This is a genomic window from Cupriavidus sp. 05N38 (assembly GCF_056397345.1).
The window spans coordinates 1-13,707 of record NZ_JBFTNF010000112.1 but is presented as its reverse complement, the minus strand read 5'-3'; the positions used below and the strand labels follow the sequence as shown (position 1 = coordinate 13,707).

At 67.2% G+C, this 13,707-nt stretch carries 10 protein-coding genes and 1 rRNA gene; 2 read left to right on the top strand and 9 right to left on the bottom strand.

Features of this window, described 5'->3' with window-relative positions:
* Together AC1DK4_RS39050 and AC1DK4_RS39045 are read right to left on the bottom strand one after the other, a co-directional pair.
* Positions 1–1,140 (bottom strand): aminopeptidase (locus tag AC1DK4_RS39050; RefSeq protein WP_477132200.1); only part of this gene is annotated, 1,140 nt, incomplete at its 3' end.
* Positions 1,137–3,260, bottom strand: coding sequence for a molybdopterin-containing oxidoreductase family protein (locus tag AC1DK4_RS39045; protein WP_477132199.1), 2,124 nt, complete (start codon positions 3,258–3,260; stop codon positions 1,137–1,139). The genes AC1DK4_RS39045 and AC1DK4_RS39050, both read right to left, overlap by 4 nt.
* Positions 3,261–3,592: 332 nt before the next feature.
* Here AC1DK4_RS39045 and AC1DK4_RS39040 point away from each other — a divergent pair, with 332 nt between their 5' ends.
* Positions 3,593–4,786, top strand: a complete 1,194-nt coding sequence (locus AC1DK4_RS39040) for an ABC transporter substrate-binding protein (RefSeq protein WP_441624181.1) — start codon at positions 3,593–3,595, stop codon at positions 4,784–4,786.
* Between the two features lie 139 nt (positions 4,787–4,925).
* Here the strand turns inward: AC1DK4_RS39040 and AC1DK4_RS39035 are convergent, their stop codons facing one another.
* From AC1DK4_RS39035 to AC1DK4_RS39015, 5 genes are all read right to left on the bottom strand, one after another.
* Positions 4,926–5,990 (bottom strand): ABC transporter ATP-binding protein, encoded by a 1,065-nt coding sequence (locus AC1DK4_RS39035; protein WP_441624179.1) that lies wholly within the window; start codon positions 5,988–5,990, stop codon positions 4,926–4,928.
* The gene (locus AC1DK4_RS39030; protein ID WP_441624177.1) at positions 5,987–6,985 is read right to left on the bottom strand and encodes an ABC transporter ATP-binding protein; all 999 of its coding nucleotides are present in this window, start codon (positions 6,983–6,985) and stop codon (positions 5,987–5,989) included. The genes AC1DK4_RS39035 and AC1DK4_RS39030 overlap by 4 nt, the downstream gene beginning before the upstream one ends.
* 21 nt (positions 6,986–7,006) lie before the next feature.
* Positions 7,007–7,927: an ABC transporter permease gene (locus AC1DK4_RS39025; RefSeq protein WP_441624175.1), complete on the bottom strand. Its 921-nt coding sequence runs from the start codon at positions 7,925–7,927 to the stop codon at positions 7,007–7,009.
* Between the two features lie 3 nt (positions 7,928–7,930).
* The gene (locus AC1DK4_RS39020) at positions 7,931–8,908 is read right to left on the bottom strand and encodes an ABC transporter permease (RefSeq protein ID WP_441624173.1); all 978 of its coding nucleotides are present in this window, start codon (positions 8,906–8,908) and stop codon (positions 7,931–7,933) included.
* A 206-nt stretch (positions 8,909–9,114) separates the two neighbouring features.
* Positions 9,115–10,701: an ABC transporter substrate-binding protein gene (locus AC1DK4_RS39015; protein WP_441624171.1), complete on the bottom strand. Its 1,587-nt coding sequence runs from the start codon at positions 10,699–10,701 to the stop codon at positions 9,115–9,117.
* Between the two features lie 320 nt (positions 10,702–11,021).
* Between AC1DK4_RS39015 and AC1DK4_RS39010 the strand changes: the two genes are divergently transcribed.
* Complete coding sequence (locus AC1DK4_RS39010) at positions 11,022–12,215, top strand: M20 aminoacylase family protein (protein WP_441624169.1); 1,194 nt, start codon at positions 11,022–11,024, stop codon at positions 12,213–12,215.
* Between the two features lie 90 nt (positions 12,216–12,305).
* On the opposite strand, the gene AC1DK4_RS39005 is transcribed toward AC1DK4_RS39010, so the two are convergent.
* Together AC1DK4_RS39005 and rrf are read right to left on the bottom strand one after the other, a co-directional pair.
* The gene (locus AC1DK4_RS39005; protein WP_441624167.1) at positions 12,306–13,259 is read right to left on the bottom strand and encodes a DUF3047 domain-containing protein; all 954 of its coding nucleotides are present in this window, start codon (positions 13,257–13,259) and stop codon (positions 12,306–12,308) included.
* Positions 13,260–13,612: 353 nt separating this feature from the next.
* Positions 13,613–13,707, bottom strand: a 5S ribosomal RNA gene (rrf, locus tag AC1DK4_RS39000); the annotation flags it as partial.

The following is a 13,707-nucleotide window of genomic DNA, read 5'->3' as shown; positions in this document are numbered from 1 at the left end:
CCCGGGCGCGGCGCCGGATGACGCGCCGCCCTCCGCGCCCTCGCCGGCCTGGAGCAGCTCGCCGCCGCTGGCCGGCGGCGCCAGTGCGCGCAGGCGCGCGTCGCGCTCCGCGCGGGGCAGGTCGCCGATGCGCCTGGCGGCAGCATAGAAGGCAGCCCAGTCGCCGCCGCTTTGCGCCAGCAGCACCGTGAAGGCCGGCACCCACTGCTGGTAGGTGGCCACCGCGGCCAGTTGCGCATTGGTCAGCGGGCGCTCGAACCAGCGGTCGTAGCCGCTGTAGCCGCCCCACTCCTCCTTGAGCCGGGCATAGCGCGCGCGCAGGGCAGCGAAGATCTCCGCCTTGCGGGCACGCTTGGCCTCGTCCGGCAGCGGCGAGCGGTACAGCGCGTCGAGGCGGTCGCGCGTATCCAGCAACATGGCGCGGAACTGCAGGCGGCGCATATCGTACTGGCGGTAGCTGGCGCGCGCATCGGGCGAAGCCGCCAGCGCCAGCCAGCGTTCCACGCCGGCGGTCTCCACCGCGGTGGCRAAGGATTCGTTGAAGGTGGTGTCGTTGCGCACGTAGACCACCTGGTGCGCCAGTTCGTGGAAGATCAGCCKSGCCAGCTCGCCCTCGGGCTGGTAGACGAAGGTATTGAGCAGCGGATCATCGAAGTAGCCCAGCGTGGAATATGCCGGGATGCCGGCCACGTAGGGCTCGAGCCCTTCCTTGCGCAGGCCTTCGGCATAGTGGTCGGCGTCGGCCTGAGCGTAGTAGCCGCGGTAACTGATGCACCCCACCACCAGGAAGCACCACTTGTGCAGCTCCATCGACAGCTCCGGGGTGGCGAACACGCTCCACACCACATAGGGCCGGTGCAGGTTGGCATAGCGCCGGTAGCTGCCGTTGTCGGGCAGCTTGAGTTCCTGCGAGGCAAAGTCGCGGATGCTGCCCGCCAGGGCCAGGCGCTGCGCCAGCCGCGTGTCCTTGGCCTGCTGTGCGGCGGCGATCGCGTCCGGCAGCGGCCGCGCCTCGGCCATCAGGCCGAGGTGCCCGCCGATCGACTGCGCGTAGTAGCCGACCGTGTCGCAGCCGGCCAGCACGGCTGCGAGCCCCAGCAAGGCCAGGGTTCGCAGCACGCGGGACGGCCGGCGGCTCATGACAGCATGGGCTCCGCCCGGGCGGCAGCCGCGGYGGGCGCGGCTTCGACCTGCACCAGGCAGTCGTAGAACACCGGCGCGCGGCCCAGGTCGGTCAGGCGCTGGCTGGTCAGCTCATTGGCATTCTTGCCGTCCGGCGCCAGCTTCTTCCACCAGATCGACAGCCCTACCACCAGCCCGCGCCGCGCGCGGTCGGTCACGCGGGCGCGCGCCAGCAGGCTGCCGCGGTCGTTGAAGGCGCGCACCATGACGCCGTTGGCGATGCCGCGCGCGGCGGCGTCCTCCGGGTGGATGTCGAGGTGCGGCTCGCCCTCGGTGGCGCGCAGGCTGTCGACATTGACGAAGGTGCTGTTGAGGAAATTGCGCGCCGGCGGCGAGATCATCGCCAGCGGATAGCGCGCGGCCAGCTCCGGGGCGGTCGCCGGGGTCTCGTACGGCGCCACGTAGCCGGGCAGCGGGTCGAGGCCGTCGCGGCGCATGGCTTCCGAGTAGAACTCGCACTTGCCCGAAGCCGTGGCGAAGCCGCCCGCGGCCAGCGGCGCGGCCGGCAGGTTGAGCTTCTGCCAGCCTTGCTCCTTGAGCGACTCCCAGCTGATGCCGGCGGCGCGCGGGTCCGTGGCCACGATGGCCTGCGCGGCGATCTCCTCATCGCTGTCGGCGAAGCACGGCTCGGCGAAGCCCATGCGCTGCGCCAGCCGGCGGAAGATCTCGGTGTTCGGCAGCGCCTCGCCGAGCGGGGCGACGGCCTGGTTGTTGGCCAGGAAATAGGTGTGGCCGTAGGCCTTGTGCACGTCCACGTGCTCGAGCTGGGTGGTGGCGGGCAGCAGGATGTCGGCGTAGTCGGCGGTATCGGTGCGGAACTGTTCCAGTACCACCGTGAAGAGGTCCTCGCGCGCGAAGCCCCGCGCGACGCTGGCGGAGTCGGGGGCGACCGCCACCGGGTTGCTGTTGTAGACCACCAGGGCCTCGATCTTCGGGCCCTGGTCGCTGTCGCCGGCATCCAGCAGCGCATCGCCGATGGTGCTCATGTTGACCGTGCGCGGCAGCGCCGGCAGGCCCGGCAGCAGGTCCGGGCGCTGCAGCGCCTGGTTGTCGACCGGGAAAAAGCCCGAGGTGGACAATTGCAGGCCGCCGGCGGCGTGGCGCCAGGCGCCGACCAGCGACGGCAGGCTGGCCACCGCGCGCACGGCCTGGCCGCCGCCGTGGGAGCGCTGCATGCCGTAGTTGAGGCGGATCGCCACCGGCTGGCGCTCGCGCACCGCCAGGTTGCCGTATAGCCCGGCCAGCCATTCGATGTCCGCCGCATCGATGCCGCACAGCGCGGCCGCGCGCGCCGGGCTGAATGCCTGGGCGCGCTCGCGCAGCGCATCGAAGCCCAGCGTGTGGTTGACGATGTACTCGTGGTCGAGCAGGTCGTCGCGCATCAGCACGTGCATGATGGCCAGCGCCAGCGCGCCGTCGGTGCCCGGCATGGGGGCGATATGGCGGTGGCATTTCTCGGCGGTCAGCGAGCGGTAGGGATCGATCGCCACCAGCGTGGCGCCGCGCCGCTTGGCTTCCTGCACGCGTGTCCAGAAATGCAGGTTGGAGGCGATCGGGTTGCCGCCCCAGATGATGATGAGCCGGGCGTCGGCCACATGCTCGATATCCATGCCGATGCTGGCGCCGTAGGTATAGCGCAGCGCGGTGGCGCCTGCGCTGGCGCAGATGGTGCGGTCCAGCAGCGAGGCGCCGAGCTTGTGGAAGAAGCGCGCCGCCATGCTCTCGCCCTGCACCAGGCCCATGGTGCCGGCATAGCTGTAGGGCACGATCGCCTGCGCGTCGCGCGCGGCGATGGCCGACAGGCGCGTGGCCACGGTGTCGAGCGCCTCGTCCCAGGAAATCGGCACGAACTTCCCCTCGCCCTTGGCGCCGACGCGCTTCATCGGCGCCAGCAGGCGGTCGCGGTGGTAGGTGCGGTCCGTGTAGCGCGATACCTTGGTGCACAGCACGCCCTGGGTGCCGGGATGGTCGGGATCGCCGGCCACCTTGATGGCGCGCCCGTCCTCGACGGTGACGAGCAAGGCGCAGGTATCGGGACAATCGTGCGGACAGGCTGCACGGACGATGCGGGGGGCCATGGACTCTCCTGGCAAACGGATAGGGGCGGCGGTGCGGCCGGTGCCGGGTGGCTGGGCGGCCGGGCGGTCACATGCTGCGGGGCTGCCGGTGCCGCCGCGCTTGCCGCACAGCTATGCCAGCCTGCTTCGGGCGTATGCGCGGGCCTGGCGTGTTGTACGCCGGCGTCGCCCCGACGAGCGCCGCTGGGGAAATTGCTAGGCTCTGATTGTATTCGATTATGATAGCCCGGCGCCGCGCCGGGCTATCACGCCACGGCCGGCGGCACGGCAGCGCCGGCAGAGACCGGCAAGCATTCACGGGTAAAGAAACTTACCGTTTTCACGGGGTAATCATGCAAGTGCATTCTGGGGTCAGGGCCTGGCGCATCGCCGGCCTGCTGGTGGCGTGCGCCATCGGCTCGTTCATCGCCAGCGCCGGCGCGCAGAACGGTTCGCAAGGCAGCGCGCAGAACGGCGTCAGCGCCGATGCCATCCTGCTGGGCCAGTCGGCCGCCCTCACCGGGCCCACCTCGGTGCTCGGCAAGCAGATGAATGCAGGCGCACTGCTCTATTTCGACTACGTCAACCAGCACGGCGGCGTCTACGGCCGCAAGATCGAGCTCAAGGCGCTCGACGACTACTACGAGCCGGACGTCGCGGCCAAGAACACCCGCACCCTGATCGACGAAGACCACGCCTTTGCCCTGTTCGGCTACGTGGGCACCGCCACCAGCGAGGCGTCCCTGCCGCTGGCCACGCAAGCCCGGGTGCCGTTCTTCGCCCCGTTCACGGGTGTGCAGTCGCTGCGCCAGCCGTTCAACCGCTACGCCTTCCATGTGCGCGCCGGCTACAACGAGGAAACCGCCGCCATCCTGCGGCAGATCCAGACCACGGGCCTCAAGCGCGTGGCCGTCGTCTACAACGACGACGCCTTTGGCAAGGCCGGGGTCGACGGGCTCGAGCGCGCGCTCAAGGCATCGCCCGACAGCGGCGTGCAGATCGTCGCGCGCGAGGGGGTGGTGCGCAACACCACGGAAATCGGCGACGCCATGCAGGGTTCGATGAGGGCCAAGCCGGATGCGGTGGTCATGATCAGCGCGTACAAGACCGCCGGCGCCTTCGTCAAGGAAGCGCTGCGGCGCGGCTATAACGGCCAGTTCTACAACGTGTCCTTCGTCGGCACGCAGGCGCTGGCCAAGGAAGTGGGCCCGAAGGGCAGCGGCGTGATCATCTCGCAGGTCATGCCCCACCCCGGCAACGCGACGCTGCCGGTGGTGCGCGAATACCTGCGCCTGCTGCAGGCGGCGGGCAAGCCCAACGAGTTCGACTACGCCAGCATCGAAGGCTTCATCGCCGCCAAGGCGATGGTCGAAGGCCTGCGCCGCGCCGGCAAAGACCTCACCCGCGAGAAGCTGATGGCGGCGCTGGAGACCATGAAGAGTTTCGACCTGGGCGGCTTTGTCGTCAATTTCGGACCGGACAGCCATGTCGGCTCGAAATTCGTCGAGATGACCATCATCAACTCGCGCGGGCAGGTCATCCGCTGAGGTCTTCAGAGCACCGTTGGGTGATGCCTGGCCAAGCCCACCCCGGGCTCTGCTTGTCTGCCCTCCCCCGCTTGCCGGCTTGCGGGCTTGCGGGGACGAGGGCGGGCGCCGGCCATGACGCCACGCGCGCGCCAGCCGCTTACGCCATATCGTTCAAATGGCAGGCCGAGAAGCGCTGCGGCGCGATTTCCCTGAGCAGCGGCTGTTCCTCCCGGCAGCGCGGCATGGCATGCGGGCAGCGCGGGTGGAAATGGCAGCCCGGCGGCGGGTTCAGCGGCGAGGGAATCTCGCCCTTGATGGCCACGAAGGTCTTCTTGCCGACCTCCAGCTTGGGCGCCTCGGCCAGCAGCGCCTGGGTATAGGGATGGTTGGGGCTGGCGAACACATCTTCTGCCGGCGCCGACTCCACTACCCGCCCCAGGTACATGATCACCACGCGGTCGCTGATGTGCTTGACCACGCCCAGGTCATGGCTGATGAAGAGATACGTCAGGTTGAGATCCTGGCGCAGGCGCATGAACAGGTTCAGCACCTGCGCCTGGATCGACACATCGAGCGCGGCGACCGATTCGTCGCACACCAGGAACTCCGGCTTGACCGCCAGGGCGCGCGCAATGCCGATGCGGGCCCGCTGCCCGCCCGAGAACTGGTGCGGGAAGCGGCGCAGCACGGTGGGATCCATGCCCACGCGCACCAGCATGTCCTCCACATAGCGCTTCTGCTCGCCGCGCGGCACCATGCCGTGCACCACCGGGGCCTCGCCGACGATGTCCATCACGCGCAGGCGCGGGTTCAGCGAAGCATAGGGATCCTGGAAGATCATCTGGATCGCCAGCTGCTTCTCGCGTTTCTTCTCTGGCGGCAGGCGATCCAGGTCCACGCCCTTCCAGCGGCGCGCGCCTTCGGTCAGCGAATGCAGGCCGACCGCCATGCGCCCCAGCGTGGACTTGCCGCAGCCGGATTCGCCGACCAGGCCGACCACTTCGCCGGTGCGGATGGACAGGTCGACGCGATCCACGGCGTGCACGACCTCTTCGCGCGCGCCGGCGCCGAACAGGTTGGCGATCCTGGCGGCGGTGTCGAGCGACTTGACGAAGCGCTTGGAGACGCCTTCCAGTTCGAGGATCGGCGCGCTGGGCGTGGGTTCGGCGGTGGGTTCCGGCATATTGGAAGCGAGGGCGGGGTCAACGACGGCGGCACTCATGCGGCCTCCTGCTGGGACAGAACCGGATGGAAGCAGCGCAGGTGGCGCCCGTCGGCCGCGGTGTCGAGCGGGGGCGGCGTCTTGCACACGTCGGTGGCGTAGGCGCAGCGCTCGCGGAACGCGCAGCCGGATGGCAGGTTCAGCAGCGACGGCGTCATGCCGGGGATCTGCCGCAGCGGCGCGCCGCGCGGATTGCGCGACGGCGCCGAGCTGATCAGCCCGTGGGTGTAGGGGTGCTCGGGCCGCTCCAGGACCTGCCGCACGTCCCCGGATTCGACGATCTTGCCGGCGTACATCACGCACACCGCATCGGCCAGGCCCGCCACCACGGACAGGTCATGGGTGATCCAGATCAGCGCGGTGCCGGATTCGCGGCACAGCTTCTGCATCTCGTAGAGAATCTGTCCCTGGATGGTCACGTCGAGCGCGGTGGTGGGCTCGTCGGCGATGATCAGGTCGGGCTTGTTGAGCAGCGCGATGGCGATCGCCACGCGCTGGCGCATGCCGCCCGAGAACTGGTGCGGATAGGCCTGCAGGCGCTCGTCCGGCGAAGGAATGCCCACGCGCGCCAGCGCGTTGCGGGCGCGTTCGCGCGCCACCGCCTTGCCGATCTTCTCGTGCGCCAGCACCGCCTCGATCATCTGCGTGTCGATGCGCAGGACCGGGTTGAGCGTCATCATCGGGTCCTGGAAGATCATCGCGATGCGGTTGCCGCGCACGTCGCGCATCTGGCCCGGCGTGAGGCGGCGCAGGTCGCGCGTGATGCCGTCGCGGCTGGTCAGCTCGATGCGGCCGTCCATCACTTTGCCGGGCGGATCGATCAGGCCCATGATCGAGTAGCCGGTCATCGATTTGCCCGAACCGGACTCGCCCACCAGTCCCATGATCTCGCCGCGGCCGACCGAGAACGAGACGTCGTCGACGGCGCGCGCCACGCCGGCGCGCGTGAAGAACTGGGTCTTGAGACCTTCCACCAGCAGGGTAGGCTTGCTCATGTTCGCTCCTGTCGTGCTGCGTTACTGCGTCTGCAGGCGCGGATTGAGGACGTCGCGCAACTGGTCGGCGACCAGGTTCATGGCCACGATGGTGACCACCAGCGCGATGCCGGGGAAGAAGCTGATCCAGTACTTGCCCGAGAGCATGTACTGCTGGCCGTTGGCGATCAGCGAGCCCAGCGACGGCTCGGTGATGGGCACGCCCAGGCCGAGAAAGGACAGCGTGGCCTCGAGCGTGATGGCCGAGGCCACCTGCAGCGCCGCGATCACGATCAGCGGCGGCAGGCAGTTGGGCAGCAGGTGGCGGAACATGATCCGCCCCGGCGGCAGGCCCAGGCAAGTGGCGGCCTCGATGTATTCCTTGCGGCGCTCCACCAGCGCCGCGCTGCGCGTGGTGCGGGCGTAGTAGGCCCACTGCACCGCCACCAGCGCGATCACGATATTGCCGAGGCCGGGGCGCAGGAAGGCCAGCAGGATCAGCGCCAGCAGGATGGGCGGGAACGACAGTTGCAGGTCGGCCACGCGCATGATGATGGCCTCGGTGCGCCCGCCGAGGAAGCCGGCGATCAGTCCCAGCGTGGCGCCCAGCAGCAGCGCGATCACGGTGCTGACCACGCCCACGCCGATGCTGATGCGCAGGCCATACATCACCGCCGAAAGGATGTCGCGGCCCTGCTCGTCCGAGCCGAGCAGGAAGGTCATGCCGCCGGCGGATTGCTCGCCCGGCGCCAGCCGCGCGTCCAGCACGTCGAGCGTGGCCAGGTCATACGGGTTCTGCGGCGACAGCAGCGGTGCGAACAGCGCGATCAGTACGATCACGATCAGCAGCGCCAGGCCGGTGACGGCGATCTTGCTGGCGAAGAACTGGGCGGCGAAGCGCCGCAGCGGGGTCTGCTCGGCGCGCGGCGCCGGCGCCGCCGTGGTTTCGGTTGCGGTTGTCATGGCTCAGCCCTTGTTGTCGGCGATACGCACGCGCGGATCGAGCACGCTGTAGATGATGTCCACGAACAGGTTGATCAGGATGAACAGCGTCACGATCACCATCAGGTAGGCCACGATCACGGGCCGGTCGAGCAGCTGGATCGAGTCGATGATCAGCTTGCCCATGCCCGGCCAGGCGAAGATCGATTCGGTCACGATGGCGAACGCGATGATCGAGCCGAACTGCAGCGCAATCACCGTGACGATCGGGATCATGATGTTCTTGAGCACATGCACGCCGACGATGCGGGTGTTGGACAGGCCCTTGGCGCGCGCGAACTTGACGTAGTCCTGCAGCATCGCCTCCTGCGTCCCGGCGCGCGTGAGCCGGATCACCATGGCGATATTGAGCAGCGACAGCGTCACTGCGGGCAGCAGCAGGTGGCGCAGGCCGTCCACCGTGAGGAAGCTGACCGGGATGCCCAGCAGCGAGGCGGTCTCGCCGCGCCCGTTGGACGGCAGCCAGCCGAGTTGCACGGCGAACACCATGATCAGCATCAGGCCGACCCAGAAGGTGGGCAGCGAGAAGCCGAGGATGGACACGCCCATGATGGTCTTGCCCGCCACGCCGCCGGGGCGCAGGCCGGCCCACAGGCCGAGCGGAATGCCGAGCAGCACGGCCAGCAGGATGGCGCAGATGGCGAGCTCCATGGTGGCCGGCATGCGTTCGAAGATCAGCTTGAGCGCGGGCGTGCCGTGCGCGAACGACATGCCGAGATCGCCGTGCAGCGCGTTGCGCAGGAAGATCCAGTATTGTTCCCAGAGGGGCTTGTCGAGCCCGAGCGCCGCAATGGTGCGCTTGATGTCTTCCTGGTCGGCCTGAGGATTGATCAGGATGTCGACCGGGTTGCCGATGGCGAAGACGCCGAGGAAAACGAGCAGCGACATGACGAAGAGCACGACCACGCTCTGCATCAGGCGCCGGATGATGAAGACCAGCATGTTCGGAAGCTTTCCTTCGCCGGCGTCGGCCACCGCGCCTGTTGGGCGCCGCGTGGCTGCACCGGCAGTCGGCTTGTGGCTAGGCCCGGCTACCGTCCGGGGTTGATTCGCCGGGAGGCGGCCGCCGAGACCGCGGTCGCCTCCCGTTGCAAGCCGCCAGGCGCGCGCGCGGGGCGCGCCATCAGGCCGCGCGCCCCGCCGTCACGTCACTGCGGCCGGAAATTGTGCGCGTACGTCCGTTCGTCGGTACGCGGCACATAGATGATGCCCTTCTGGGTGGCCCAGGTGGTCACCTGTTGGTGGATCGGGATGATACCGCCATCGTTGACGGCGATCGCGGTGGCTTCCTGCAGCAGCTTGGAGCGCTCCGGGTCATCCACGGTGGACAAGGCCTTCTCAAGCACCACGTCCATCTTCGGATTGCAGTATTCGCCCCAGTTGACGTTGCCGAAGCCCTTCTTGGCATCCTCGCAGGCGAGCAGCGCGCGCAGCGGCGAGCTCACCTCGCCGGTCTGCGCGCCCCAGCCCAGCAGCCCGAACGAGAATTCATGCTTGACGCCCTTGGCCGAGTAGGTCGCCATCGGCATGCCTTCGACCTTGGTCGCGATACCGATGCGGGTCAGGTTCTGGGCGATGGTCTGGGCGATCTTCTCGTCGTTGACATAGCGGTTGTTCGGCGTGTGCAGGGTGATGCCGAAGCCGTTCGGGTAGCCGGCTTCCGCCAGCAGCTTCTTGGCGCCTTCGGGGTCGTACTTGACCGTCTTCAGGTTCGGGTTGTAGCCGAACAGCGTGGGCGGCACCAGGTTGTTGGTCGGCTCGGACAGGCCTTCCATCAGGCGATCCTTGATGCCCTGGCGGTTGATCGCCATGCTGACGGCGGTGCGCACCCGCGCGTCCTTCATCGGGTTCTTGTCCATCGGCGCGCCTTCCTTGGTCGTGACGAACGGCGACTTGTCGCGCTTGTCATCCGAATAAAGGTAGATCACGCGGTGCGAAATCTTCGAGAAGAAGCTCAGCTTCGGATCCTTGCGCACCTGCGGCAGGTCCGGGGTCGGCACGTTCTCTATGGCCTGCACGTCACCGGCCAGCAGCGCCGCCATGCGCGTGGCCCCGTTCGGGATGAAGCGCAGCGTCACCTTGTCCCAGGCCGGCTTGGGACCCCAGTAGTCGGGGTTCTTCACGAGTTCGACCCGGTCGTCGCGCGCATAGCTCACGAACTTGAACGGACCGGTGCCGACCATGCCCTTGCCCTGCGCGAAATCGTCCGAGGTCAGGCCTTGCGTGGCCTTCTTCTGCACGACGAAGATCGACGTGAGGTCGTTCAGCATCAGCGGGTAAGGCGCGTTGGTGGTCAGCTGGATGGTGTACTTGTCGATCACCTTCTTGTTGATGATCGCCTTGGTGTAGACGTCGAACTTGCCGGGGCTGTTCTGGATCGTGGCCGGGCGGTCGAGCGACCAGACGATATCGTCGGTGGTCAGTTCCGAGCCGTCATGGAACTTCACTCCCTTGCGGATCTTGAATTCCCAGGTCAGGTTGTTGACGAGCTTCCAGGACTCGGCCAGGCCGGGGATGATCTTGCTGTCCGCGTCCATCTTCACCAGGCACTCGAAGATGTGCTCGGAGACATTGATGTTGGAGAACAGGTTGTAGAAGTGCGGATCCATCGAGGTCGGCGGCGAACTCATGGCCAGCTTGAAATCCACTGCGTGTGCCTGGCCGGCGAAACCGAAGCTCATGGCCGCGGTCACCACCATGGCACCAAATGCCTTCTTGCTTGTGCGAAGGGACATCGCGCAACTCTCCCGGGAAGAAATGTAGCAAACGACTACTAGGGGCAGCGAAGCCGTATGGGGCCGCGCGCCGCATTTTGGTGCGGCTGCCGGCGCAATACGCGGCAACGTTGCCGGACAGGCACATCAAGCATGAACTGTTCCAGCAGTGGTACCCGGGGGGCAATGCGGAGAAACCCCCGCGCGCAGGATGCGCCGCAACATGCGCTTGCGGCGCGCCTTGGGGCATACCCTGCGCGCACGCGCCACGCTCTGTGCCGCTTTGGCGCTTTGCCGGCAGCCGTCGTATGATCCGGTTATCCCTCGCCCAAACTGGCATCATGACACTCCTCCCCGAAATTCTTAAGGCGCAGTCCGAGATCCGCGCCATCCGCCGCGATATCCACGCCCACCCCGAACTCTGCTTCAAGGAAGAACGCACGTCCGACGTGGTGGCGAAGACGCTCGCCGGCTGGGGCATCGAAGTCCATCGCGGCCTTGGCACCACCGGCCTGGTTGGCGTGATCCGCAATGGCAACGGCAAGCGCAGCATCGGCCTGCGCGCGGACATGGACGCCCTGCCGCTGCAGGAGGCCAACACGTTCGGCCATCGCTCGCAGAATGACGGGCGCATGCACGCCTGCGGCCATGACGGCCACACTGCCATGCTGCTCGGCGCGGCCCGCTACCTGGCCGAGCACCGTCATTTCGACGGCACCGTCAACCTGATCTTCCAGCCGGCCGAGGAAGGCGGCGGCGGCGCGCGCGAGATGATCAAGGACGGCCTGTTCGAGCGCTTCCCCTGCGATGCCGTGTTCGGCATGCACAACTGGCCCGGCATGCCGGCCGGCTATTTCGGTACCACGCCGGGGCCGCTGATGGCATCGAGCAATGAATTCCGCATCGTCGTGCATGGCAAGGGCGCGCACGCAGCGCTGCCGCACAACGGCAACGACCCGGTCTTTGCCGGCACGCAGATCGTTTCCGCGCTGCAGGGCATCATCACGCGCAACAAGCGCCCGATCGACGCCGCGGTGATCTCGGTCACGCAATTCCACGCCGGCGATGCCACCAATATCGTGCCGGATCAGGCGTGGATCGGCGGCACCGTGCGCACCTTCACGCTGCCGGTGCTGGACCTGATCGAGCGCCGCATGGAAGAAGTGGCCAAGGCGGTCGCCAGCGCATTCGATTGCACCGTCGAATTCCAGTTTCACCGGAACTACCCGCCCACGGTGAACAGCGAGGCGGAAACGGCGTTCGCGGTCGAAGTGGCTGGCGAGCTGGTGGGGCCGGGCAACGTCGACGGCAAGATCGAACCGACCATGGGGGCCGAGGACTTCTCCTTCATGCTGCTGGAAAAGCCGGGCTGCTACCTGTTCATCGGCAATGGCGAAGGCACGCATCGCGAAGCCGGTCACGGCATCGGCCCCTGCATGCTGCATAACCCCAGCTACGACTTCAACGACGAGATCCTGCCGGTTGGCTCGACGTTCTTCGTCAAGCTGGTCGAGAAATGGCTCGCGCCGGCCTGAGGCCGCGCATGACGCGTCTGGGCTGCAAATAGAAAAGCGCCGGGGTCCGGCGCTTTTTTCCTTGGACGGTGCCGGCCGATGCCGATGTCCTCAGTCGAGCGCGATGTCGCCGTACCAGCTTTCCGCGCGGCTCTTGGTGTTGTCGGTGTCGGTCATGATGCCGATGGCCACCACCTTGCCGGGATCGACACCGAAYGCCTTGCGGTAGTCGGCGCGCAGGTCGCGACGATGGCAGCGCCATTCGTTGGTGTGCGCGGTGCCGGAGTCCACGACGATCATGCGCACGCGCTCCGTATGCGGGTTGGACACCACCGCGCCCTCCGGCTTGCGGCCGCCCCAGATGTACATCAGCGTGGCATAGGGCATCTCGCGCCCGGTAGTCAGCCGCGCCATTTCGTACATCAGCTGGTCCTTGAGCGAGAGGCTGCCYTTGTCGCCGTCGAACGCCACGAAGATGCGCAGCGGCGCATCCTCGCGGGGCGCCTGGGTGTTGTCGGCGGAGCGAATCACGTCGCGCGTCTTCCAGGTCCAGTTGAGCATGCCGGCATCGCGGCTGACCAGTGGAACATACAACCCGGACGCCGAACTGTCGGCTTCTGCATGCAACACGACGCGTTGATCGACTTCCGCCAGGGAATAGCGCGTAGGAATCTTGTTGCGATTGACCGTCCAAGGCTGCCAGCCAGGAGGGTCGGTCCGCCCCGACGGGATGGCAGAGAATAGCGGCAAGCGAGTCAGCAGTGGTGGCTCGGCGGCGTCGCTGAGTTGCTCGCCTTCCCCACCGGCGGTGTTTGCCGCCACGAGTTTCTGTACAGCGTGTCCGAGCAGCGCGGCATCCGCGTCAGGCGGATTGCCCTGTTTCAGCGTCTCGATATGCGCGGCAAAACGATCGCAATCGATTGCCGATGGCGCAGCAATGGCGCCCGGCCCCGATTCCACGGCCGCCGTGCGGACCGCGGGAGCCTGTCCCACCGTGCCGCAACCCGCCAAAATGAGCGCGCCTACCACGCCGGTCAATACCGGCAGGCAAAATCTGGCCGCCATCAGTCCCCCAAACCTGTATTCCACCACCGGTCACGGCCGCGTTGCGCGCGCGTGCTGGCAGGGATCTTCCCGAACAACTTTCGAACTGCATCATGCATCGAACTGCGTCACGCAGATTCCCAAATCCACGCTTGGGGCTACGGTAACAGAACGAAATTAGGGAAGGAAGGCTCCAGTACCCTGAGGTGGGCGCCCTGAAGAGGCGTATTCGCCGACGAAGCAGCGGTCGGGCCACTCAGAATAGGATGAGCAGGTGTAAACCACGAGGCCGGCGAAGGCTGGCCAGACGCCAATTCTGCCGCCGCAAAAGCAAAACCCCCCAGTACTTGCGTACTGAGGGGTTTCAAGGGAGAGCCTGGCGATTACCTACTTTCACACGGGTAATCCGCACTATCATCGGCGTGGAGTCGTTTCACGGTCCTGTTCGGGATGGGAAGGGGTGGTTCCA